This window comes from Cronobacter sp. EKM101R, from assembly GCF_963888145.1.
GTDB classification, from domain to species: Bacteria; Pseudomonadota; Gammaproteobacteria; order Enterobacterales; family Enterobacteriaceae; genus Cronobacter; species Cronobacter turicensis.
Map to the genome: position 1 here is coordinate 113,394 of NZ_CAWPHW010000042.1, position 22,574 is coordinate 135,967.

A 22,574-nucleotide genomic window follows, 5' to 3' on the forward strand; every position below is an offset into this window, starting at 1 on the left:
TTATGCCTCACCCAGGTATGCGCGAATCACGTCGGGGTTGTTGCGGATCTGCTCCGGCGTGCCGTTGGCAAGCGGCGTCCCCTGGTTTACCACGTAAATACGGTCTGAAATGCCCATCACCAGTTTCATGTCGTGCTCAATCAGCAGAATGGTCGTGTTGTGATGGTTGCGCAGCTCCACGATAAGCTCGTCCAGCTCTTTGGTCTCTTTCGGGTTCAGGCCCGCCGCCGGTTCGTCGAGCATCAGAATGGCGGGCTGCGTCACCATGCAGCGGGCGATCTCCAGACGGCGCTGGTCGCCATACGCCAGGTTGCCCGCCTGGCGGTTGGCGTGCTGCAACAGGTTGATACGCTCAAGCCAGGTGGCGGCGCGATCGAGCGCCTCGCTGTGTGCGCGGCGAAACGCCGGGGTTTTCAGCAGTCCGGAAAAAAGACCCGATTTAAGCTGCTGGTGTTGCGCCACCAGCAGGTTTTCAATCACCGTCATTTCACGGAACAGACGCACATGCTGGAAGGTACGCACCACGCCCAGGCGGGCGATTTGCTGACCCGGCAGCCCTTCGAGATGCTGGTCGCGCAGCATAATGGTGCCGCCGGTTGGTTTATAGAAGCCGGTCAGGCAGTTGAATACCGTGGTCTTGCCGGCGCCGTTCGGGCCAATCAGCGAGACAATTTCACGCTCGCGCAGCTCAAGAGAGACATTATTGACGGCAAGCAGGCCGCCAAAGCGCATCATCAGGCCGCTGACGGATAATAAAGGCTGACTCATGCCTGCTCTCCTTTACTGCTCACACCATTTTTCAGTTTCAGCTGCGGGCGCGTCATCGGCAGTAATCCCTGCGGGCGCCAGATCATCATCAGCACCATCAGGCCGCCCAGCACCAGCATGCTGTATTCGTTCAAATCACGCATCAGCTCGCGCGACACCACCAGCAGAACAGCCGCCAGGATCACAGCGAACTGCGAGCCCATTCCGCCGAGCACCACAATCGCCAGCACGAACGCGGATTCCGCGAAAGTGAACGACTCCGGGCTGACAAAGCCCTGGCGCGCCGCGAACAGCGTCCCGGCGAAGCCCGCGAACGCGGCGCTGATGGTAAACGCGGTCAGCTTGATGCGCGTCGGGTTCAGGCCGAGCGAACGGCAGGCGATCTCATCCTCGCGCAGCGCTTCCCAGGCGCGGCCCAGCGGCATACGCAGCAGACGGTTAATCACGAACAGCGAGAACACCACCAGCAGCAACGCCACCAGATAGAGCCAAATCACGCGATCGCTCGGGTCATACTTCACGCCGAAAAAGTTGCTGAAGGTGTCCCAGCCGCCTTCGCGCGCGGTGCGGCTAAACTCCAGGCCGAAGAAGGTCGGTTTCGGGATCTGGCTGATGCCGTTCGGGCCGCCGGTGATCTCTGTGTTATTCAGCAGCAGAATACGGACAATCTCGCCAAAGCCTAAGGTCACGATCGCCAGATAGTCGCCGCGCAGGCGCAGCACCGGGAAGCCGAGCAGGAAACCGGCGGCGGCGGACACCAGGCCCGCCAGCGGCAGACAGGTCCAGAAGCCCAGTCCGTAGTAGTGGTTCAGCAGCGCGAAGGTATAAGCGCCAATGGCGTAAAAACCGCCGTAGCCCAGCACCAGCAGACCGGAGAGCCCGACGACCACGTTCAGGCCGAGGCCCAGGATCACGTAAATCATGGTGAGCGTGGCGATATCCACCGTCCCGCGCGACACCATAAACGGCCACGCCACGGCGACCAGGAGCAGCGCCACCAGGAACAGTTTCTGTTTCACCGTCGAGCCGTCAATCGCCGGCAGAATAAACTTCGGCCCGGAGAGGTTTTTCAGGCCCTTCTGGAACAGCGGGCGCAAAAGCTGGAATAAAAAGACCACGCCAGTGCCGATGGCGATCCACTCCCAGCGAATGCTGTCGGCGGTGTCGACCACAAGACGCGTGCCGTCCAGCTCCAGCTGAACGCCCATAAAAATACCCGCCAGCAGGCAGAACATGGCGGCGGCCAGCAGCGCCGCCACAAAATGCATCGGTTTCATACTTTTTCTACCTCCGGGCGGCCCAGAATACCGGTCGGCATCACCAGCAGAACGCCGATTAACAGGGCAAACGACACCACATCTTTATATTCGGTGCTGAGATAAGCCGAGCAGAGCGATTCGGTCACGCCCAGGATCAGGCCGCCTATCATCGCGCCCGGAATACTGCCGATGCCGCCAAGCACCGCTGCGGTGAAGGCTTTCATCCCGGCCATAAAGCCGATGTAGGGGTTAATCACGCCGTAGAACTGGCCGAGCAGCACGCCCGCCACCGCCGCCATCGCCGCGCCAATCACAAAGGTCAGCGCGATAACGCGGTCGGTATTGATGCCAAGCAGGCTCGCCATTTTCAGATCTTCAGCACAGGCGCGGCAGGCGCGGCCCATGCGGGAGTAACGGATAAACAGCGTGAGCGCCAGCATCGCGAGAAACGTCACGACCCAGATAACCAACTGCATCGTGGTGATGCTGGCCGCGAAGTTTTCGCTGCTGCCGATGGTCCACTGGCCATTAAACAGGCTCGGAAGCGCGACGTCGCGCGAGCCCTGCGTCAGGCTGACGTAGTTTTGCAGGAAGATAGACATCCCGATGGCGGAGATCAGCGCAATCAGGCGTTTGGAGCTGCGCACGGGGCGATACGCCACGCGCTCAATGCTCCAGCCATAGGCGCTGGAGACGACAATCGCGCCGATAAACGCGGCGCCGACCAGCAGCCAGCTGGCGTCGATACCCATCATCATCAGCGCGGCGATGATCATGAATGACACGTAGCTGCCAATCATATACACCTCGCCGTGGGCGAAGTTGATCATGCCGATAATGCCGTAAACCATGGTGTAGCCGATGGCGATCAGCGCGTAGGTACTGCCCAGCGTGACGCCGTTAAACATCTGCTGCAGAAAATAGAGAAACTGCTCGGACATAACGTAACCTTATTAAACCCTGTCGGACGAGGTGCCGACAGGCGGGATGAACATGGGTATGCTTTATTACAGAGCAACGACGGCGCGTTTATTACAACGATTACCGGCCCGTGGCCTGCCACTTAAAAACGCCAGAGAAAAATCCTTTCAGATCGCTTTTTTCATCCCAGTTCAGCGGCCCGGTTACGGCATGCGCGCCGCGTGCGTGTCGGTTTCCTGTTAGCGCGGCGCACAGCGCGTTTTTAACGCCCCGCCTGGCCGCCGTGTTCACTGTCATCGCATTGACTGCCTGAGATAGCGCCAGCGCAACCATCCCCGCAAGCCAGCGCTTTGCGTTGCTGTTCATTCTCAGAATCCCCATTCGTGATGTGTGTGTTGCTGATTAGTTTTATTATGGTTAAAAAATATTCTGTTGATTTAATAGACAACGCTACTTTTACCTGTCTCTTTAATGGGTTAGAGTGGTTTTTGGCGAAACTATAATTAAAACATCTATTTTTCAGTCTATTAAGCAAAGATAATATTCTGAAATATACCCGAGATAAACAAAAAAAAGCGCAGCGGATAGCATAAAATATCGGCATTATTAGCCAGATAAAACGCTACCTTTCAGCGTTATGTGCTGGTTAAATTTCATTCCCCGCGCTTTCAAGCTACCTAATGAATAAGACAAAAACTAATCAGCTACCGAATAGATCTTGCCGGGGCGTCCAGCAGCTGAAAAAAATCGGGTAAACTCAGAGATTCATCCCTGGCGGAAAGGCTGTTATGAAACTCACCATTCTTCGTCTGCATACCCTGAGCGAACAGGACAAAATCGACCTCGCGAAAATCTGGCCGGAATATCCTTCTGAATCGTTACGTCTTGATGAGAACCATCGAATTTACGCCGCGCGCTTTAACGACCGGCTGTTGGGCGCGGTGCGCGTGACGCTGCGCGGCACCGAAGGCGCGATGGATTCCCTGCGGGTGCGCGAAGTGACGCGCCGACGCGGCGTCGGGCATTATCTGATTGAAGAGACGATCCGCGATAACCCGTCGATGACGGACTGGTGGGTGATGGATATTGGCGTGGAAGATTACAACGTGATGAACGCGTTTATGCAGACGCTGGGATTTGCGGCGCAGCAGGATGGCTGGGTGAAGCGGTTAGAGGCGTGACGCTGACGTAGCCGTTGATAAAAAGGCAGGTGCGCTGCGCTTACCTGCCCTACAACCCCTTCAATATCCAGCTCCAGGGCGGGTAAGCCCGCGCACCCGCCGGGTGGCATGTAAGGTGGGTGCGTTTCGCTTACCTGCCCCCCTACATTCTCACCACCTCAACCTACCCTTGTAGGGCGGGTAAGCCTGCGCACCCGCCGGGTGGCATGTAAGGTGGGTGCGCTTCGCTTACCTGCCCCCCTACATTCTCACCATCTCGACCTACCCTTGTAGGGCGGGTAAGCCTGCGCACCCGCCGGGTGGCCTGTAAGGTGGGTGCGTTTCGCTTACCCACCTTACGCACTGTGGTGCAGAGGACGCAATAGCCTATTTCTCCAAGGTTTTCGTGCTACAGCAAGGCGGCAAACCCTGAAATCCCCGGGAGCTTACATCAGTAAGTGACCGGGGTTGAAGGGTGCAGCCAACGCCGCTGTAGTGCGAAAGACGCCCGTGAAATTATTTGGCGTCGGTCGCCGTACCATTGGCATGCCAGGTAAACACGCCGAACTCAAACCCTTTCAGATCGCCTTTCGAATCCCAGGTGAGCGGGCCCATCACGGTATCGACAGAGTTCGCTTTCAGGTATTTGGCGATAGCTGCCGGATCCTGGCTCTGGTTCAGGCCTGCGGCCAGCGACTGCAGCGCGGCGTAGGTGGTCCACACGAACGCGCCGCTCGGATCCTGTTTCTTCGCCTTGATAGCGTCCACAATCGGTTTGTTCGCCGGGACCTGATCGTAGTTCTTCGGCTTGGTGACTAACATGCCTTCGGCGGAATCGCCCGCGATGTTAGACAGCGACACGTTCGCTACGCCTTCCGGGCCCATAAACTGGGTTTTCAGGCCAGCGGAGCGCGCCTGGCGCAGGATCTGCCCCATCTCCGGGTGATAGCCGCCGTAGTAAACAAAATCGATGTTTTCTTTCTTCAGACGCGCCACCAGCGTGGAGAAATCTTTTTCGCCCGCGGTAATACCGTCAAAGAACACCACGTTCGCGCCGCCTTTCTTCAGGCCATCCTGTACCGCGCGGGCCAGGCCTTCGCCGTACTGCTGTTTGTCATGAATGATAGCGATGCGCTTCGGCTTCACGGTACTGAGAATGTATTTCGCCGCCGTCGGGCCCTGATCGGAATCCAGACCAGTGGTGCGCAGGATCAGCTGGTAACCGCGCGCGGTCAGCTCCGGCGCCGTGGCGGCAGGCGTGATCATCAGAATGCCTTCGTCTTCATAGATATCAGACGCGGGCTGGGTAGAAGAGGAACACAGGTGGCCGATGACATATTTCACGCCGTCATTCACCACTTTGTTCGCCACCGCCACCGCTTGTTTCGGGTCGCAGGCGTCGTCATATTTGGTGATAACCAGTTTGTTGCCTTTGATGCCGCCTTTGGCGTTGATGTCAGCAACCGCCTGCTCGGCGCCGGTAAACTCCTGGTCGCCGTATTGCGCTACCGGGCCAGACATGGCGCCCACTACGGCAATTTTGATGTCTTCTGCCATCGCCATGCTGCTCATCGCCAGCGCAATTGCGCCTGCCAGTAACGCTTTGCCCTTCATTTTCATCCTGAGGTTCCCCATTCTTGTGGTTATTGCAGTTGTGATGTTGTTGTTTTTCGCTACTTTATTTCCGCTTCGCTTATTAGCGCAGCATTTAATATTAGTTTTAAGCCCTGCCGCCCGGCCAAAAGCAGCATACTCTGCTAAAAACATACCCCATTTTTATGAATTTGGAATCACTATTTTTCACGTCAATTATGGTGGGAAGTGGCGAAAAAACGTCCGCCGCGCCTGTCACGCGGCGGGTTATCGGGTTTTACCAGCCCGCGGGCAGATAACCGAAGGCGGAAAGCACCGCGTAAATGGCGCTGGCGATATAGAGCAGCACAATCAGCCCCTGGATGAGCGGATGCGTGCTCCAGCTACACTGCCAGCGGGGCGTTATCTCCCCGTGACGGCGCGCGCCGCGCAAAATAAGCATAGGCATAATGGAGAGGATCACGCCGCTGAAGACGCCCGCAAAGTAGAGCGCGTTCACAAAAGAGACCAGCCCGCTGTAAGCCAGCGCGAACGGCGGCAGCGCCACGACCGCCAGCACACCGAGCCGCTTGAGCGGCTGCGCGTCGTCACCCAGACGGAACTTATCGAAAATATTGGTCAGAAAACTCCCGCCAAGCCCCCAGTAAGAAGTGAGCATCGCGCACAGGGCGAAAATATTAGCGGAAAAGAACGCCCACTCGCCGAGCGCCCGGCCCCAGGAGATGGTCGCCACTTCAGAGATATTATCGAGCCCGCTTAGCGCAATGACCGACAGCGGCACCAGCGCCAGCAGCGTAAAGGTGATGACCATCCCGACGATAATCGCTTTCGGCAGCTTTTCGGGTTTATCGGCAAACCCGCGCGCCATCTCCGGCACGATGTACTGCGCGGCGAAGCAGAACGCGGTGACGTTAAACACCGGCACCATGTAGCGCCAGTCGCCATCAAGCAGCCAGCGCATCTGCGTCGATTCATGTAAAAGCGTGGCGACCACCAGCACGGCAATCATCACCACCATGCCGATACTGATAAATTTCTCGCCGCGGCCGATAGCCTTCAGCCCGAGCCAGAGAATGCCTGCCGCCGGAATAAAGAAAATCAGGCTGCCGATGGCGGGCGAGACGCCGATAAGCGAGCTTAGCAGTTTGCCGCTGCCGGTCATGTAGGCGGTGAGCGCGCCGACGCTGTTGACGCACACCGACGCGAACATCAGCCAGGCGCCGATGCGCCCGACATAACGCCCGGCGAGGCCGCTGAGCTGTAAATGCGCGCGGGTGCGCAGCGTCGCTTCCGCGACATAAAGCATAGTGATGGTAGTCAGCACGCCGACGAGAGCGAGCCAGAAGAGGAGCGGCATAAAGCCCGCTTTGCTGGAAGCGTAGGCGATAGAGAGTACGCCTGCCCCGATGTTGGTGCCGACGATCATCGCGACGCCTTCAACGAAGCTCAGGGATTTAGGGGATGACGCTGCCCGCTCTCGGGACGCCCACAGTGAGGCGGAAGTCGTGTTTTCAGACATAGTTCTTCCTTAAATATCCGGCGGCTATCACCACCGGAAGCGGTTGTGTTCACGGTGTGTTGTTGTGTTAGCAAGTGAGATATTTAAGCTTCGGGCCTGTCAGCCTCCCGAAGCGCGCTCCTTCGCAGGTCACCCCAAAGACGCGCCGTTATGGCCCGCTGCTGCGCGGCGGCCAGACCATAAGGCGGGCGCCCTCGGGGTAAGTCCTGTGTCGTTTTGTAGCACGGCTTGGTCTGCCTTACACGGTGGGTGCGCTGCGCTTACCCACCCTACACATCAGGGGCTGTGCTTTTATGTAGGGCGGGTAAGCCGTGCGCACCCGCCGTTCCAGCCCCCAGGTTCAACGCCCCAGCGCGCGCGAAAGGATCTCCAGCGCCTTGCTGAACTGCGCATCCGGGATGGTTAACGGGTAAAGGAAACGGATAACGTTGCCGTAAACGCCGCAGCTCAGCAGCAGCAGCCCCTCTTCGCGGGCGCGCGTCAGCACCTCCTGCGTAAATTCAGGCGACGGCTTGCCGGTCTGCGGATCGTTAAACTCCACCGCCACCATCGAGCCCTGTCCGCGTACCTCGGCAATCGCCGGGCAATAGGTGCGCGCCTGGTTAAGCACCTCCTGCAGATGCTGGCCCAGCTCGTTCGCGCGCTGGCACAGGTTTTCCTGTTCAATCACATCCAGCACCGCGTGCGCCGCCGCGACCGCCAGCGGGTTACCGGCGTAGGTGCCGCCAAGGCCGCCCGGCGCAGGCGCGTCCATCACCTCCGCACGCCCGACCACGCCCGAGAGCGGCATCCCGCCCGCGAGGCTTTTCGCCATCGTCAGCAGATCCGGCTTCACGCTGTAATGCTCCATCGCGAACAATTTGCCGGTGCGGGCAAAGCCGCTCTGCACTTCATCGGCAATCAACAGAATGCCGTGCTCGTCGCACAGCGCGCGCAGGGCCTCCATAAACGCAGGCGGCGCGACGTTGAAACCGCCTTCGCCCTGTACCGGCTCCAGCACGATGGCCGCCACCTGATCCGGTGCGATATCGGCTTTGAAAATACGCTCCAGGCTCGCCATCGCGTCATCCACCGACACGCCGTGCAGCGCGTTCGGGTATTGCGCGTGGAAAACAGACCCAGGGAACGGGCCGAAGCCGATTTTGTATGGCGCCACTTTGCCGGTGAGCGCCATCGTCATAAACGTGCGTCCGTGGAAGCCGCCGCCAAAGGTGATTAAGCCGGGGCGACGGGTATACGCACGCGCGATTTTCACGGCGTTTTCCACCGCTTCCGCGCCGGTGGTGAAGAACGCGGTTTTCGCCGGGCCGTCAATCGGCGCGCAGTCGTTGATGCGCTCCGCAAGCGACACATAACTTTCGTAAGGAACTATCTGATAAGCCGTGTGCGTAAAGGCGCGCAGCTGATTTTCGATAGCCTCCACCACGCGCGGATGGCGATGGCCGGTGTTCAGCACTGCGATCCCTGCCGCGAAGTCGATAATCTCGTTGCCTTCCACGTCCCACAGGGTGGCGTTGTCGGCTTTTTCGGCATAGAAGCCGCACATGACGCCGACGCCGCGTGGGGTGGCGCTCTGACGACGTTGGTTCAATTCTGAATTTTTCACCCGCATTCTCCTGCTGATAAACGTCACTTTTTAGCAACAAACCTGAAACAGTGACGTTTATTTACCCAACCTATGGCCCTATAATCGAGTACCAGTTTTGAATAAATGAGGGATCCAATTGCATTCTTTAGTGTCCGATCTCTTATTGCTTCGCCTCGGCGAACAGCGCGACGAACGCCTGCATAAGCGGCTCTATAACGCGCTGCGCCTGACTATTCTCGACGGTAGCCTGCCCGCGCAAAGCCGTCTTCCCGCCTCGCGGGATCTCGCGCAACAGCTTGGTCTTTCTCGCAACACCGTATTAACAGTTTATGAACAATTACTTGCAGAAGGATATGTGACGTCTCGCGCCGGTAGCGGAACGTTCGTTGCCAGAATGCTGCCGGACAGCCTGTTATCTGCGCCGCCGGTGGCCCAGGGGCAGCACGATCGCGTTGCGCACGCGGAGTTCTCATCACGCGGCAAAACGCTACTTGGGCAGGTCAGCGCCAGCCCGAAACAGTGGGGCGCGTTTATTCCCGGCGTGCCGGATGTACAGGCGTTTCCGCATCAGCTGTTCAGCAAAATTCAGGCGCGGATCAGCCGCCGTCCCAGCCCGCAGCGCCTCACCTACAGTTGTCAGGGCGGCACGCCGGAGTTACAGCGCGCGCTGGTGGATTATCTGCGGGTGTCGCGTTCGGTTCACTGCGCGGCGGATCAGGTGTTGATCACCGAAGGTATTCATCAGGCGATCGATCTGGTGGCGCGTATGTTGTGCGACAGCGGCGATACGGCGTGGGTGGAAGAGCCGTCGTACTGGGGCATCCGCCATGTGTTGCAGATGAATGAGGTGAACATTACGCCGGTGACGGTCGACCGCGCCGGCATGGTGCCGCCGGAGGGCCAGGAGACGCCGCCGCGGCTGATTTTCGTCACGCCGTCTCACCAGTATCCGCTGGGCGCCGTCATGAGCCTTGAGCGTCGCCAGCGCCTGTTAACGCTGGCGCGCCAGACCGGCAGCTGGATTGTGGAAGACGACTACGACAGCGAATTTCGCTTTTCCGGCCAGCCTATTCCGGCGTTGCAGGGGCTGGTGGCGGACCCGCCGGTGATTTACATCGGCACCTTCAGCAAAACGCTCTATCCGGGCCTGCGTATCGGCTATGTGGTGCTGCCGCGCGCGCTGGCGCAGGAGATGAAAACCGCGCATGCCGAGCTTTATCGCGGCGGCCATTCGATTATCCAGGCGGCGCTGGCGGAGTTTATCGAGGCCGGGCATTACAGCGCCCATATCCGCCGGATGCGGCTGCTGTATGGCCGCCGTCGGGCGTTTCTGACGGCGCTGATAACACGTTATCTGGGGCCGGAGGCGCTGTCAGATTTCAGCGATAACGCCGGACTGCATCTGGTGCTGAATCTACCGGATGACGCGGACGACGTAGAGATTGCCCGTCTTGCCAACGCGCGCGACATTCTGGTGCGCCCGCTGTCGCGCTACTACCTGACGGAGAACCGGCGTCGCGGCCTGCTGATGGGGTTCGCCTGCGTGGCGGAGGAGAAAATGGAGGGGGCATTTAAAGCGCTGCTGACCTGTATCGAGACGGCTTACCCGACGCTTTCGCGCCGCGCATAAAACAAAACACCCCGCTTAAGGCGGGGTGTGTCATCAGACTGACGCGACTTACGCTTCTATCGCGGCACGCAGTTTTTTCATCGCGTTTTTTTCAAGCTGACGCACGCGTTCGGCAGAGACGCCGTAGCGATTGGCCAGTTCCTGCAACGTGCTTTTGTTGTCTTCATCCAGCCAGCGCGCGCGAATGATCTGCTGGCTGCGCTCGTCGAGACCCTGCATGGCGTCGGTCAGTTTGTCGGCGGCGTGTTCTTCCCAGTTGTCATCTTCAATGCCATCGGCAAAGTTAGAAGACTTATCCTGAAGGAACAGCACCGGAGCCATCGGCTGGCTGTCACCCGCGTCGTCATCCGGGGACATGTCAAAAGTCATGTCCTGCGCGGCCATACGTGATTCCATTTCACGCACATCTTTGCTGGAAACGCCCAGCTCGCGGGCCACCATTTCCACTTCATCCTGGTTAAACCAGCCCAGACGCTGCTTGGTTTTACGCAGGTTAAAGAACAGCTTACGCTGCGCTTTGGTGGTGGCGACTTTCACGATGCGCCAGTTACGCAGCACATACTCGTGAATTTCAGCTTTGATCCAGTGCACGGCGAAGGAAACCAGACGCACGCCCACTTCCGGGTTGAAGCGACGTACCGCTTTCATCAGGCCGATATTGCCTTCCTGGATCAGGTCCGCCTGCGGCAGGCCATAGCCCGCATAGTTACGAGCGATATGAACAACAAAACGCAGGTGAGACAGGATCAGCTTTTTCGCTGCTTCCAGATCGCCCTGGTAATGCAGCTTTTCAGCCAGTGCCCGCTCTTCGTCTGCCGACAACATCGGCCAGGCGTTGGCCGCCCGGATATAGGAATCCAGGTTACCGACCGGGGCTAAAGCTAAAGTTTGCATTTCTTTGGTCATTCAAATCCTCTCAATCGACATCGAACTGGCGTTCGTCCCTGGTCAGGCAACAAACGGGCCAGTGTGTTTGAGCAACGAGAATATCAGCCACTCTTTTATCAGACCGTGATTTTATCCACAAGTTCCCTGTAGGCTTGTGAATAAATTACGCACAAAATGTGACATTGCTATGAAAAAGCGTGGGCAGGAGAAGCAGAAGTTCATCGGTACGCATCCCCTGCTGACGGGAACTCGTAGCAGGGGATGATTATAACAAATATTTTTTATTCGGGGGTAAAGTGACGTAAATGTTGCACGGTGGCAAGCCAGGCGGCCGCCCAACCGATCATGGAACAGACCAGCAGCAACAACAGGCACTCATCGAAAGATAACCCACTGATTTCAAATGTAGTACCGAACACTTTCGCGACATCCGTCACCGCGGCGGATAACCGCATCACCAGGATTTCTGACAGAATCAGTGAAAGCAATGCGCCCGTAAACCCGAGCAGCGCGCCGCCGTAAAGGAACGGTCGCAGGATGAAACCATCCGTCGCGCCAATGAGTTTCTGCACGTTGATAGTGTCGCGGCGCGCGAAAATGCTCAGGCGCACGCTGTTGCCGATAACCAGGAACACGGCCGCTACCATCAGCACGCCAATCATCGCCGCCACGCGCCCGACCAGCCCGGTGAGCGCGGAAAGCCGCGCAAACCAGCTGTCATCCATACGCACTTCGTCAACACCCTGAAGTTTCGCCACGCGGTCGCGCAGCGTATTGAGCGCCTCGCTGCTCTGAAAATCGAGCTTCGGCTCGACCACCACCACGGCTGGCAGCGGGTTTTCTTCCAGCATATCCAGCGCGCCGCCAAAGCCCGACCAGTTGCGGAATTCACCGAGCGCCTCGTCGCGCGACAGGTAATTGACCTTCGCCACGCCCGGCTCGGCCTGAAGCTGCCCCACCACCTGCTGCGCAGCGCTGTCATCAAGCGTCTTGTCGAGATAGACCGTTATCTGCGGCGACGGATAATACTGCGTCGCGGCCTCGCTGACGTTTTTATACACCATGTAGCAGACGCTCGGCAGCGTCAGCGAAATGGCAATCACCATCACCGTTAAAAACGTGGCGAGCGGCTTGCTTTTCAGATCGGCAAGCGCGCCCTGCCAGGCGTAGCGCACCTGCTCATTGATGCCGCCCTGCCGCGATTTGCCTTTGACGTTGGAGCCTTTATTTCGCTTCTGCACAGGCCGTCCTGTTTCACCGGAAGAACGCTGTTTACGGAAATTATCCAGTTTGTTGCTAAAGCGCCGGATTTCATTCAGCGCGTCACGTTTATTCACCAACACGGCCTCCATGCAAATGCCCTTCGCTCAGGGTGAGCACCGGGTAGCTGCGCCGTGAGATAAGCCCGGTGTCGTGCGTCGCCATTAATACGGTCACCCCGACGCGGTTAAACTCTTCGAAAAGACGCAGAATGCCTTCCGAGAGGGCGTCATCCAGGTTGCCCGTCGGTTCATCCGCCAGCAATACGGCAGGTTTATTGACCACCGCGCGGGCGATGCCCACGCGCTGCTGTTCACCGCCAGAGAGCTGAATCGGGAAATTTTTCGCTTTGTCCAGCAGCCCTACTTTATCCAGCGCCGCCGATACGCGACGGCGAATGTCTTCGCCGCTGGCGCCCGCGATGATCAGCGGGATCGCCACATTATCGTAGACCGTTCTGTCCATCAGCAGATGGTGATCCTGGAAAATCATACCGATCTGACGACGCAGAAACGGCACTTCGCGGTTTTTCAGGCGGCTGATATCGTGACCGCCGAACCAGATTTTCCCGGCGCTCGGCCGTTCGATACCGCAAATCAGCTTCAGCAGCGTACTCTTACCGGCGCCGGAGTGGCCGGTAAGAAATGACATCTCGCCAGGCCGCAGGTGGAAAGTCACCCCCTGCAGCGCTTGTCTCCCACCGAGATAGGCTTTGCTGACATGTTCAAAGCGAATCATGGTTAATCCTCTCGGGCAAAAAGTGCCTCAATAAAGTCGCCCGCGTTAAACGGACGCAAATCTTCAATACGTTCGCCCACACCAATGTAGCGAATCGGAATGCCAAACTGATCGGCCACCGAGAAGATCACGCCGCCTTTCGCGGTGCCATCCAGCTTGGTGAGCGTAATGCCGGTAAGCCCTACCGCCTCGTGGAACAGCTTCGCCTGACTGACGGCGTTCTGCCCGGTGCTGGCGTCGATAGTCAGCATCACTTCATGCGGCGCGTTCTCGTCGAGCTTTTTCATCACGCGGACGATTTTTTTCAGCTCTTCCATCAGGTGCGATTTATTCTGCAAACGCCCGGCGGTATCGGCAATCAGCACGTCTACGCCGCGCGCTTTCGCCGCCTGGATGGCGTCGAAAATTACGGAGGCGGAATCCGCGCCGGTATGCTGCGCGATAACCGGAATGTTATTGCGCTGGCCCCAGACCTGGAGCTGCTCGACCGCGGCTGCGCGGAAGGTATCGCCCGCCGCCAGCATCACCGATTTACCCTGCTGCTCGAACTGACGCGCCAGCTTGCCGATGGTGGTAGTTTTACCTACGCCGTTGACGCCGACCATCAGGATAACAAACGGCGTTTTCCCTTCGACACTCAGCGGCTCGTCCACTTTAGCGAGGATATCGCCCATCTCTTCTTTCAGAAGGCCGTAGAGCGCCTCGGCATCGCGCAACTGCTTACGGCTCGCGCCTTCGGTGAGGTTGGCGATGATTTTACGGGTGGTATCCACGCCTACGTCGGCAATCAGCAACTGCTCTTCGAGCTCCTCGAACAGATCGTCGTCGATTTTTTTGCCGCGGAACAGACTGATAAATCCGGAACCGAGATTTTCTTTCGTTTTCAGGAGGCTGCGTTTAAGACGCGCGAAGAAACCTTCTTTGGTCGGCTTCTCCTGCTCCACCACCGGCGCGACGTCTTCTGAGGCTTCCGGCTCGACTTCCAGCGCCGCTTCCGGGTCAGCCGCCAGCGCAGCCAGCTCTTCTTCGCTAACCGGCGCGTCTTCTGCAATTTCGTCTTCATCGTACGGGGCGTCAGCCGCCGCAGGCGCTACCGCCGCCTCTTCCACAACGGGCGCTTCAATAGCCGCCGCTTCTTCGATGACGTCTTCTTCGACGATCGTTTCCGCAACCGTTTCGGGCTGAGGCTCAGCGACAGGCTCCGGCGCAAGCGTTACCGGCGCGCGGTTTTCTTCCTGCTCCGGCAGCCACTCTTCAGCTTGTGCAACCGGCGGGTTTACAGCTTCCGGCTCCGTTTTCAGCGCTGGCTCTGGCTGAACCGGCGTCTCGACCGTTTCCGGCTGCGCAGCCTGCTGCTCTTCATGCACCACGCTTTCGCTGACGGCCACCACCTCATCGGCGAATTTTTCAGACTCCGCCAGGGAATGGGGGGTCTCATCAGCCGCTGTCTGCGAGTCAGGCTCAACGCGCTCTTCTGTCGCCGCGGGTTGTTCTGTTACTTTTTGTTGTTCGGCTTCAGTTTCTGCCTGCTCTTTCTGGCCAAAACCCAGCCAGGAAAAAAAGCCACGTTTCTTCTCTTTTGCCATTGGCGAATGCACTCCTCGCGGTTAATACATGGCGCAGTCCCGTCGTCTGGCTCAGGGTACTGAAAAAAATTGCGAATGAATAAGTTAGTCTACCACTTTCCCGCCGGGGCGGCATACCGCCGCACGGAGGTTTCGCCCGCCCGTTTGCGCCGCTAGAATAGCAGCCTGAACAGAAAAGCGTGTGAGCATAATGAAGAAACCAACCTCCTCGGGTAGCGGCCAGATCCGCATTATTGGCGGACAGTGGCGCGGCAGGAAGCTGCCGGTGCCGGACAGCCCCGGCCTGCGCCCCACCACTGACCGCGTGCGCGAAACCTTATTTAACTGGCTGGCGCCGTATCTGGTCGGCGCGCGCTGCCTGGATTGCTTCGCTGGCAGCGGCGCGCTGGGTCTGGAGGCGCTCTCCCGCTACGCGGCCAACGCCACGCTTCTGGAGATGGAGCGCGGCGTCGCGCAGCAGCTTCAGAAAAACCTTGCTACGCTCAAATCCAGCGCTGCCAAGGTAGTGAACACTAACACACTCAATTTTCTGAGCCAGAATGGCGAGCCGCACGACATCGTGTTTGTTGACCCGCCGTTTCGCAAAGGGCTGCTGGAAGAGACGCTAAACCTGCTGGAGACGCGCGGCTGGCTGGCGCCGCAGGCGCTGATATACGTTGAAAGCGAAGTGGAAAACGGCCTGCCGCCGGTGCCAGCCAGCTGGCAACTGCACCGCGAAAAAGTGGCGGGCCAGGTGGCGTACCGGCTTTATCTGCGCGAATCACAAGGAGAGCAAAATGCTGATTAATCTGGGGCGCCTGCTGATGCTGGGCGTGTGGGGCTTTCTGGTACTGAATCTGATCCAGCCGTTCCCGCGTCCGCTGAATATTTTCGTTAACGTGGCGCTATTTTTCATGATAATCATGCATATTCTGCAATTATCGCTGCTGCGCGCCACGCAGCCCAAAGACGCCCCGCCGTTAAGCCGTTTCCAGCAGGCGCGTATTTTTATCTTCGGCGTATTTGAACTGATTGCCTGGCAAAAAAACCAGAAGAAGCCGCGTTAACGCGCGGGCAGGTTATTTCTGTAGGGCGGGTAAGCGACGCGCACCCGCCATGCCAGGTTAACGCGCGGGCGCGGGGACAAACTCCATAAACCGCGTCCCCTGATACACCAGCTGTCCCCGGTCGCCGACCGTCAGCTGGTGATAATGAGCCTCATCCAGCCGAAACCGCATCTCCGCCCCGCCTTCCTGTGGGCGAAACGTCGCCTCATACCGCACGGTTTGCGCAGGCGGCGCAACCTGTTGCTCACGCGAACGCCGCCCGTTAACCGGTTTTTCCCGCTTGCTGGCCACCACCACGTTTTGCTGCGTGACCGGGGCCGCGTCATTTTCTGTTTTCTCGCGCCGCTGCTGCACATAGCGAAATGAGGCGGCCGCGACGATTAACGCAATGATAATAATGAAAAAAAGCGGTGGCTTACTCATGACAGATCCCGGCGGCTTATCTCTTTTTAAGAATACCCCGCAGCGCCAGGCGTTGTCATCCCGCCCGTCTGACCACTAGACTGAAATCAAGGGCCGTGCGCTGCGTGCGTACGTTACAATAACTGAATCAGGGACTTATCATGCTTTGGTCGTTTATTGCTGTCTTTTTATCCGGTTGGCTGTATGTCGATGCGTCTTACCGCGGCGCGACCTGGCAACGTTGGCTGTTTAAGCCATTAACGTTGCTGCTGTTACTCTTGCTGGGCTGGCAGGCGCCGCTCGCGAGCCCAACGGGTTATCTGGTGCTGGCGGGTCTGGTGGCGACGCTCGCAGGCGACGCGCTCATGCTGCTGCCGCGCCAGCAGTTGCTGTACGCCTTCGGGGCGTTTTTCCTGTCGCACCTGCTTTATACCGTCTGGTTCGCCAGCCAGATGACGCTCTCCTTTTTCTGGCCGCTGCCGCTGGCGCTGCTGGTGATAGGCGCAGCGCTGATCGCGACCATCTGGACCCGCCTTGGCGATCTCCGCTGGCCGATTTGCACCTATATCGGCATGACGCTGGTGATGGTCTGGCTCGCGGGGGAACTCTATTTCTTCCGTCCGATAGACACCAGCTTCTCCGGCTTCGTCGGGGCCGTGCTGTTGTTGCTGAACGCGATTGTCTGGCTCGGCAGCCACTACCGTAAGCGCTTTACTGCGGACAGCGCCATCGCCGCCGCCTGCTATTTCGCGGGCCACTTTATGATTGTCCGCTCGCTGTACCTTTGAACGACGGGCGGTGAAATTCCGCCCACAATTCTCTTGACTCTGGAGTCGACTCCAGAGTGTAAGCTCCGGTAATGAGAAAATTATCATTACCGGAGGACGCCATGCGCACCCCTTCTGAAAAGCCCCACGCCACGCCGCAATTCGCGAAAATGACGCTGACGCCTGCGCCGCAAAAGCCTGCCATCAGCGCGGCATCCTGTTGTGAACGCGCAGACGGCGAAACGTCGCCTGCGATAGAAACAACAGGCGCGCTAAGCTGGCAGGTCGCCGGTATGGACTGCGCCGCCTGCGCCCGCAAAGTGGAAAATGCGGTGCGCCAGGTCCCCGAGGTGCGTCAGGTGCAGGTGCTGTTCGCAACCGAAAAACTGGTGGTGGACGCGCCCGCCTCTCAGCGCGAGGCCATCGAACAGGCGGTACGCGCCGCCGGTTATACGCTGCGCGACGCCCATGCGCCTGCCCCGGCGGCGACGTCAGGCTTGCGGGAAAACCTGCCGATTATCGTTATCGCCGTCTTTATGGCGCTGAGCTGGGCGCTGGAGCAGTTCCATCCGCTGGCGGGACGCATCGCGTTTACTCTCACCACGCTGGTCGGGCTGTTTCCGGTCGCGCGTCAGGCCTGGCGTCTTATCCGCAGCGGTAACCCGTTCGCCATTGAAACGCTGATGAGCGTGGCCGCCCTCGGCGCGCTGATTATCGGCGCCAGCGAAGAGGCGGCGATGGTGCTGCTGCTCTTTTTGGTGGGCGAACGACTGGAAGGCTGGGCGGCGAATCGCGCGCGCAGCGGCGTCAGCGCGCTGGTGGCGTTGCGCCCCGAAACGGCGGTGCGCCTGCGCGGCGACGCGCGTGAAACCGTCGCGATAAGCGAACTCCGGCCCGGCGATGTGATTGAAGTAGCCGCGGGCGGCAGGCTACCGGCCGATGGCAAGCTGCTCGCCGCGGCAGCAAGTTTCGATGAGAGCGCGCTGACCGGCGAATCGCTGCCGGTTGAGCGCCAGCCGGGTGAAAAAGTCCCCGCAGGCGCCACCAGCGTGGATCGTCTGGTGTCGCTGGAGGTGACCTCGCGCCCCGGCGACAGCGCCATTGACCGTATTCTGCATCTGATTGAAGAGGCGGAATCAAAACGCGCGCCGATTGAGCGTTTTATCGATCGCTTCAGCCGTATTTATACCCCCGTCATTATGGCGGCGGCGCTGCTGACGGCGCTTATCCCGCCGCTGCTGTTTGCCGCGCCCTGGCTGCCGTGGATCTACAAAGCGCTGGCGCTGCTGCTGATTGGCTGTCCGTGCGCGCTGGTGATTTCCACACCTGCGGCAATCACATCGGGCCTGGCGGCCGCCACGCGTTTCGGCGCGCTGATTAAAGGCGGCGCCGCGCTGGAGGCGCTGGGGCGCGTTGAGCAGATAGCTTTCGATAAAACCGGCACGCTGACGGCGGGCACGCCGCAAGTGACGGCAATCGATCCGGTCGACGGGCTGGAGGCCGACGCGCTGCTGGCGTACGCCGCAGCCGTTGAGCAGGGGAGCACGCATCCGCTGGCCCAGGCGGTGGTGCGCGAGGCGAACGCGCGCGGCGTGGCGACGCTGCGCGCCGGTGCGCAGCGCACGCTGGCGGGCGCCGGGGTTGAAGCGCAGGTGGAGGGCCGCCTGCTTCGCATCAGCGCGCCGGATAAAGTGACTATTGAGCTTCCCGCGGAGTGGCAGGCGCGCATCCGCGAGCAGGAAGCGCAGGGCCAGACGGTGATCGTGGTGACCGCAAGCGATCGGCTTCTCGGCACGCTGGCGCTGCGCGATACGCAACGCGCCGACGCGCGCGACGCGGTGGAGAAACTCCGGGCGCTGGGCGTGGGGAGTGTGATGCTGACCGGCGATAACCCGCGCGCGGCGGCGGCAATTGCCACAGAGTTGGGAATGGACTATCGCGCGGGGCTGCTGCCTGCGGATAAGGTGACGGCAGTCAATGAGCTCAACGCCCGCGCGCCGCTGGCGGTGGTGGGCGACGGCATCAATGACGCGCCGGCGATGAAAGCCGCGACCATCGGTATTGCGATGGGCAGCGGCACCGATGTGGCGCTGGAAGCCGCCGACGCGGCGCTGACGCACAACCGGTTGGCGGCGCTGCCGGAGATGATCGCGCTTGCCCGCGCCACGCACCGCAATATTCGCCAGAACATCACGATTGCGCTGGGGTTAAAGGCCGTTTTTCTGGTGACGACGCTGCTTGGGTTGACCGGTCTGTGGCTGGCCGTGCTGGCCGATACGGGTGCGACGGTGCTGGTAACCGCCAATGCGTTAAGGCTGTTGCGTAAGCGCGGCTGACGGGGAACAAACACGGTGGGTGCGCTACGCTTACCCACCCTACAAAACCAACTCCCCACATCCAGACCAGCTGTAGGGCGGGTAAACGAAGTGCACCCGCCACTTCAACCTGAACACCCGCCATCGCCCTTACATCATCCCTAATATCCGCGGCAGCCAGAGCGAAATGGCCGGAATGTAGGTCACCATCGCCAGCACGACAAGCAACACCCCATAAAACGGCAGCATGGCGCGCACCACGGTTTCGATATTCTGCTTGCTCACGGCGCTCGCCACAAACAGCACCGACCCCACCGGCGGCGTAATCAGCCCGATCCCGAGATTCACCATCATGATCATTCCGAAATGCACCGGATCGATGCCGAGCTGATTGGTGACCGGCAGCAATACCGGCGTCAGGATCAAAATGATCGGCGCCATGTCCATCAGCGTGCCAATCAACAGCAGCATAACGTTGAGATACATCAGGATGACGTATTTGTTATCCGACAGCGTCGTAAAGAACTCCGTAATGCGCGTCGGCAGTTGCATATAGGTCATCACCGCGCCGAACGCCGCGGCAAACCCAATGAGGATCATCACGATCGTCACCGTTTTCACGGTGCGGAACATCAGCTTCGGCAGCTCATTCCATTTGTAATCGCGATAGATAAACATCGTCACAAAAAAGGCCCACAGACAGGCCACCGCCGCCGATTCCGTCGCCGTAAACACGCCGGTGAGAATGCCGCCCAGGATAATCACGACCGTCATCAGTCCCCACAGCGCATCGATGAAAATTTTCAGCGCCTGCTTCAGCGGGATCCGCTCGCCTTTCGGATAGCCGCGCCGCCGGGCGAAGGCGATGCAAAGCACCATCAGGCTCATCCCCAGCAGCAGTCCTGGTAAAACCCCCGCGATAAACAGCGTCGCGATAGACACGGTGCCGCCCGCCGCCAGCGAATAGATAACCGAGTTATGGCTGGGCGGGATAAGAATCGCCTGCACCGAGCCGCTCGCCGTGACCGCTGCGGCGTATTCGCGCGGGTATCCCTTTTTTTCCATCTCCGGGATCATCACGCTGCCGATGGACGCGGTATCCGCCACCGACGAGCCGGAAATCGCGCCGAAAAACGTCGAGGCGACAATATTTACCAGCGACAGCCCGCCGCGGATAAAGCCCACAAACAGATAGGCGAAGTTAACCAGCCGCCGGGCGATGCCGCCTTCGGCCATAATCGCGCCCGCCAGGATAAAAAACGGGATCGCCAGCAGCGTGAATTTGTTGACGCCGCTGGTTATCTGGATCATCAACGCCTCCAGCGGCAGATCTATCCAGAGCGCGCCCACGATGGCGCTCAGGCCCACCGCGAAAGCGACCGGCATCCCCAGCGCCAGTAGCACGGCCAGCGTGGCCAGTAAGATAAATGCGTCCATGGTGTTCTCCGTCAGCTATGGTTGCCAATGAGCACGACCGGACGGTTCTCCTGAGAGCCCCACAGCAGCCGCTCGATCACAAACAAAATCATCACCGCTGAACCGATGGGCAGCGGGAGATAGCTTTCTCCGGAGGTCAGTACCGGAAATTCCGCGACGGGCTGCTCCCACAGCTCCATACACAACAGGGCGCTGTAGTAAAACATCACCAGCGAGATGACCAGCATCAGCAGATCGACCACGCGCGCGCAGACCCGCTGCGCAAACGGCGGCAGGCGATCGGTCAGCATGTTTACCGCGATGTGCGAGCCCGCGCGGTAGCCTACCGCCGCGCCGATGAAGGTAAACGTCACCATGCAGATAATGGCGACCGGCTCAGGCCAGGATTCCCCCCGGTTAAGCACGTAACGCGAGAAAATCCCTATCGGGATCACGACTGTCATGATCAACAGCGCGAACCCAGCCACCATCATGGCGAGCAGGTACAGGCGATCCATCCAGACCAGAAAGAATCGGGACATAAAGACTCCGCAGAGGATGAGACGCCGGGGCCAGCCCGGCGTAAGCGATTATTTGACGTCGGCGATGGCTTTCATCAGGTCCTGATGCTTCGCGCCATACTGGTCGCGCACCGGGGCGGTCGCGGTAACGAAATACGCCTTATCGATGTCGTGGAACTGCACGCCGCCCGCTTTCATTTTGTCGAGCGCCTGCTTGTTATAGGCATTCCACAGCTCACGCTGTTCCATCTGCGCCTCGCGGGCGAGCGTCAGGATTTTCTGTTGCTGCTCGGGCTTGAGCTTGTCCCACTTCACTTTCGAGTAGAGCAGCATTTCGGGAATGATAAAGTGGCCGCTCAGGGTGTAATGCTTCGCGACCGGCAGGTAGTTATGAGCGATATAGGTCGGCGGGTTATTTTCAGCGCCGTCGATAACGCCGGTTTGCAGGCCGCTGTAGACTTCGCTCACGCCCATCGCCACGGCGTTCGCGCCCATCGCTTTCAGCGTGCCGATGGCGACAGGGCTACCCTGTACGCGAATTTTCATGCCCTTCAGATCGTCCGGCTTCACGACCGGGTTTTTGGTGATTAAGTTGCGGGTGCCGGAGTCCATCCAGCCTAAAAAGACCAGCCGCGATTTCGGGTTGCTGGTGAGTTTATCGCCGATTTGCTTGCCGATATCGCCATCAATGACCTTATGCATATGGTCTTCATCACGAAACACATACGGCAGCGTAAACACTTCGATCTCCGGCAAAATCGCCGCGACTGGCGCCATTGAAACGCGGATCATGTCGATTGCGCCCATCTGCGCCTGTTCGATCATCTGCTTCTCATCGCCCAGCACGCCGCCCGGAAACGTTTTAATTTCCAGCTCGCCGTTGGTTTGTTGTTTTAATTTTTCACCCATGTTTTGCACGGCGACGACATTCGGATACCCCTGCGGGTGAACATCGGCCGCTTTAATCACTTGCGCATGCAGAGCGGGCGCAAACAGCAGTGACGCGGTGGACAGGCAAAGACCGGCAAACGCCGGGATAAATCGCTTTTTCATCGGGTCGCTCCAGAGGATAAGGACAGGGTCGTTATAAAACGGTGTTTTGATTTGTCGGTTATAAACTAGACGACGTCCTGTAAAGCCGGGGTGAAGCGCCTCACAAAAGCAACAACTCTGAAACAAGGGTTTAAAAAGAATGTG

At 59.1% G+C, this 22,574-nt stretch carries 21 protein-coding genes; 6 read left to right on the plus strand and 15 right to left on the minus strand.

Features of this window, described 5'->3' with window-relative positions:
* The 4 genes from livG to AACV31_RS17970 form a co-directional block, all read right to left on the minus strand.
* Entirely contained in the window at nt 1-768 is a 768-nt protein-coding gene (gene livG, locus AACV31_RS17955; protein WP_004384853.1) for a high-affinity branched-chain amino acid ABC transporter ATP-binding protein LivG, read from the minus strand.
* A complete protein-coding gene (locus AACV31_RS17960; RefSeq protein ID WP_165155211.1) occupies nt 765-2,045 on the minus strand; it encodes a high-affinity branched-chain amino acid ABC transporter permease LivM in 1,281 nt (426 codons plus the stop codon). Before AACV31_RS17960 ends, livG begins: the two co-directional genes overlap by 4 nt.
* Nucleotides 2,042-2,968 carry a high-affinity branched-chain amino acid ABC transporter permease LivH gene (gene livH, locus AACV31_RS17965; RefSeq protein ID WP_054625490.1) on the minus strand — a complete coding sequence of 309 codons (927 nt, stop codon included), beginning with the start codon at nt 2,966-2,968 and terminating at the stop codon, nt 2,042-2,044. The genes AACV31_RS17960 and livH overlap by 4 nt, the downstream gene beginning before the upstream one ends.
* Before the next feature lie 100 nt (nt 2,969-3,068).
* A complete protein-coding gene (locus tag AACV31_RS17970) occupies nt 3,069-3,314 on the minus strand; it encodes a hypothetical protein (protein WP_165155209.1) in 246 nt (81 codons plus the stop codon).
* 422 nt (nt 3,315-3,736) lie between these two features.
* Here AACV31_RS17970 and panM point away from each other — a divergent pair, with 422 nt between their 5' ends.
* Nucleotides 3,737-4,129 (plus strand): aspartate 1-decarboxylase autocleavage activator PanM, encoded by a 393-nt coding sequence (gene panM / locus AACV31_RS17975; RefSeq protein ID WP_007765109.1) that lies wholly within the window; start codon nt 3,737-3,739, stop codon nt 4,127-4,129.
* A gap of 495 nt (nt 4,130-4,624) precedes the next feature.
* Here panM and AACV31_RS17980 read toward each other — a convergent pair whose 3' ends face one another.
* From AACV31_RS17980 to AACV31_RS17990, 3 genes are all read right to left on the minus strand, one after another.
* The gene (locus tag AACV31_RS17980; protein ID WP_158683109.1) at nt 4,625-5,728 is read right to left on the minus strand and encodes a branched-chain amino acid ABC transporter substrate-binding protein; all 1,104 of its coding nucleotides are present in this window, start codon (nt 5,726-5,728) and stop codon (nt 4,625-4,627) included.
* Nucleotides 5,729-5,978: 250 nt separating this feature from the next.
* Nucleotides 5,979-7,220: an aromatic amino acid transport family protein gene (locus tag AACV31_RS17985; RefSeq protein WP_041924016.1), complete on the minus strand. Its 1,242-nt coding sequence runs from the start codon at nt 7,218-7,220 to the stop codon at nt 5,979-5,981.
* A 340-nt stretch (nt 7,221-7,560) separates the two neighbouring features.
* Nucleotides 7,561-8,826, minus strand: coding sequence for a 4-aminobutyrate--2-oxoglutarate transaminase (locus AACV31_RS17990; protein WP_165155207.1), 1,266 nt, complete (start codon nt 8,824-8,826; stop codon nt 7,561-7,563).
* A 118-nt stretch (nt 8,827-8,944) separates the two neighbouring features.
* Between AACV31_RS17990 and pdxR the strand changes: the two genes are divergently transcribed.
* Nucleotides 8,945-10,438 (plus strand): MocR-like pyridoxine biosynthesis transcription factor PdxR, encoded by a 1,494-nt coding sequence (gene pdxR / locus AACV31_RS17995; RefSeq protein ID WP_165155205.1) that lies wholly within the window; start codon nt 8,945-8,947, stop codon nt 10,436-10,438.
* A 48-nt stretch (nt 10,439-10,486) separates the two neighbouring features.
* On the opposite strand, the gene rpoH is transcribed toward pdxR, so the two are convergent.
* The 4 genes from rpoH to ftsY all read right to left on the minus strand — a co-directional run bounded on the left by rpoH (nt 10,487) and on the right by ftsY (nt 14,910).
* Nucleotides 10,487-11,344, minus strand: coding sequence for an RNA polymerase sigma factor RpoH (gene rpoH, locus AACV31_RS18000; protein WP_004384844.1), 858 nt, complete (start codon nt 11,342-11,344; stop codon nt 10,487-10,489).
* A gap of 263 nt (nt 11,345-11,607) precedes the next feature.
* Entirely contained in the window at nt 11,608-12,663 is a 1,056-nt protein-coding gene (gene ftsX, locus AACV31_RS18005) for a permease-like cell division protein FtsX (RefSeq protein ID WP_207552692.1), read from the minus strand.
* Nucleotides 12,656-13,324, minus strand: a complete 669-nt coding sequence (gene ftsE, locus AACV31_RS18010) for a cell division ATP-binding protein FtsE (protein ID WP_015742802.1) — start codon at nt 13,322-13,324, stop codon at nt 12,656-12,658. Before ftsE ends, ftsX begins: the two co-directional genes overlap by 8 nt.
* Nucleotides 13,325-13,326: 2 nt before the next feature.
* Entirely contained in the window at nt 13,327-14,910 is a 1,584-nt protein-coding gene (ftsY, locus tag AACV31_RS18015) for a signal recognition particle-docking protein FtsY (RefSeq protein WP_165155203.1), read from the minus strand.
* Between the two features lie 190 nt (nt 14,911-15,100).
* On the opposite strand from ftsY, the gene rsmD reads away from it, so the two are divergent.
* The gene (rsmD, locus tag AACV31_RS18020; protein ID WP_075197139.1) at nt 15,101-15,697 is read left to right on the plus strand and encodes a 16S rRNA (guanine(966)-N(2))-methyltransferase; all 597 of its coding nucleotides are present in this window, start codon (nt 15,101-15,103) and stop codon (nt 15,695-15,697) included.
* A complete protein-coding gene (locus AACV31_RS18025; protein WP_075197140.1) occupies nt 15,687-15,956 on the plus strand; it encodes a DUF1145 family protein in 270 nt (89 codons plus the stop codon). Before rsmD ends, AACV31_RS18025 begins: the two co-directional genes overlap by 11 nt.
* Before the next feature lie 57 nt (nt 15,957-16,013).
* Here the strand turns inward: AACV31_RS18025 and AACV31_RS18030 are convergent, their stop codons facing one another.
* Complete coding sequence (locus tag AACV31_RS18030; protein ID WP_165155201.1) at nt 16,014-16,379, minus strand: DUF2500 domain-containing protein; 366 nt, start codon at nt 16,377-16,379, stop codon at nt 16,014-16,016.
* A gap of 140 nt (nt 16,380-16,519) precedes the next feature.
* Here AACV31_RS18030 and AACV31_RS18035 point away from each other — a divergent pair, with 140 nt between their 5' ends.
* Together AACV31_RS18035 and zntA are read left to right on the plus strand one after the other, a co-directional pair.
* Entirely contained in the window at nt 16,520-17,146 is a 627-nt protein-coding gene (locus AACV31_RS18035) for a lysoplasmalogenase (RefSeq protein ID WP_015742807.1), read from the plus strand.
* A gap of 101 nt (nt 17,147-17,247) precedes the next feature.
* On the plus strand, nt 17,248-19,461 hold the full coding sequence (zntA, locus tag AACV31_RS18040) for a Zn(II)/Cd(II)/Pb(II) translocating P-type ATPase ZntA (RefSeq protein ID WP_165155199.1): 2,214 nt from the start codon (nt 17,248-17,250) through the stop codon (nt 19,459-19,461).
* Nucleotides 19,462-19,590: 129 nt separating this feature from the next.
* On the opposite strand, the gene AACV31_RS18045 is transcribed toward zntA, so the two are convergent.
* Genes AACV31_RS18045 through AACV31_RS18055 form a run of 3 tightly spaced genes read right to left on the minus strand, consistent with a single transcriptional unit; the run spans nt 19,591 to nt 22,430 of the window.
* Nucleotides 19,591-20,877: a TRAP transporter large permease gene (locus AACV31_RS18045; RefSeq protein ID WP_007765140.1), complete on the minus strand. Its 1,287-nt coding sequence runs from the start codon at nt 20,875-20,877 to the stop codon at nt 19,591-19,593.
* Between the two features lie 11 nt (nt 20,878-20,888).
* Complete coding sequence (locus tag AACV31_RS18050; protein WP_007765141.1) at nt 20,889-21,398, minus strand: TRAP transporter small permease; 510 nt, start codon at nt 21,396-21,398, stop codon at nt 20,889-20,891.
* Between the two features lie 48 nt (nt 21,399-21,446).
* Nucleotides 21,447-22,430, minus strand: coding sequence for a TRAP transporter substrate-binding protein (locus AACV31_RS18055; RefSeq protein WP_105538419.1), 984 nt, complete (start codon nt 22,428-22,430; stop codon nt 21,447-21,449).
* Nucleotides 22,431-22,574 lie beyond the last annotated feature (144 nt).

Excerpts from the sequence above, each read along its gene's own strand:
- livG (WP_004384853.1), bottom strand. The coding sequence starts at position 768 with ATGAGTCAGCCTTTATTATCCGTCAGCGGCCTGATGATGCGCTTTGGC.
- AACV31_RS17960 (WP_165155211.1), bottom strand. The coding sequence starts at position 2,045 with ATGAAACCGATGCATTTTGTGGCGGCGCTGCTGGCCGCCGCCATGTTC.
- livH (WP_054625490.1), bottom strand. The coding sequence starts at position 2,968 with ATGTCCGAGCAGTTTCTCTATTTTCTGCAGCAGATGTTTAACGGCGTC.
- AACV31_RS17970 (WP_165155209.1), bottom strand. The coding sequence starts at position 3,314 with ATGAACAGCAACGCAAAGCGCTGGCTTGCGGGGATGGTTGCGCTGGCG.
- panM (WP_007765109.1), top strand. The coding sequence starts at position 3,737 with ATGAAACTCACCATTCTTCGTCTGCATACCCTGAGCGAACAGGACAAA.
- AACV31_RS17980 (WP_158683109.1), bottom strand. The coding sequence starts at position 5,728 with ATGAAAATGAAGGGCAAAGCGTTACTGGCAGGCGCAATTGCGCTGGCG.
- AACV31_RS17985 (WP_041924016.1), bottom strand. The coding sequence starts at position 7,220 with ATGTCTGAAAACACGACTTCCGCCTCACTGTGGGCGTCCCGAGAGCGG.
- rpoH (WP_004384844.1), bottom strand. The coding sequence starts at position 11,344 with ATGACCAAAGAAATGCAAACTTTAGCTTTAGCCCCGGTCGGTAACCTG.
- ftsE (WP_015742802.1), bottom strand. The coding sequence starts at position 13,324 with ATGATTCGCTTTGAACATGTCAGCAAAGCCTATCTCGGTGGGAGACAA.
- ftsY (WP_165155203.1), bottom strand. The coding sequence starts at position 14,910 with ATGGCAAAAGAGAAGAAACGTGGCTTTTTTTCCTGGCTGGGTTTTGGC.
- rsmD (WP_075197139.1), top strand. The coding sequence starts at position 15,101 with ATGAAGAAACCAACCTCCTCGGGTAGCGGCCAGATCCGCATTATTGGC.
- AACV31_RS18025 (WP_075197140.1), top strand. The coding sequence starts at position 15,687 with ATGCTGATTAATCTGGGGCGCCTGCTGATGCTGGGCGTGTGGGGCTTT.
- AACV31_RS18030 (WP_165155201.1), bottom strand. The coding sequence starts at position 16,379 with ATGAGTAAGCCACCGCTTTTTTTCATTATTATCATTGCGTTAATCGTC.
- AACV31_RS18035 (WP_015742807.1), top strand. The coding sequence starts at position 16,520 with ATGCTTTGGTCGTTTATTGCTGTCTTTTTATCCGGTTGGCTGTATGTC.
- zntA (WP_165155199.1), top strand. The coding sequence starts at position 17,248 with ATGCGCACCCCTTCTGAAAAGCCCCACGCCACGCCGCAATTCGCGAAA.
- AACV31_RS18045 (WP_007765140.1), bottom strand. The coding sequence starts at position 20,877 with ATGGACGCATTTATCTTACTGGCCACGCTGGCCGTGCTACTGGCGCTG.
- AACV31_RS18050 (WP_007765141.1), bottom strand. The coding sequence starts at position 21,398 with ATGTCCCGATTCTTTCTGGTCTGGATGGATCGCCTGTACCTGCTCGCC.
- AACV31_RS18055 (WP_105538419.1), bottom strand. The coding sequence starts at position 22,430 with ATGAAAAAGCGATTTATCCCGGCGTTTGCCGGTCTTTGCCTGTCCACC.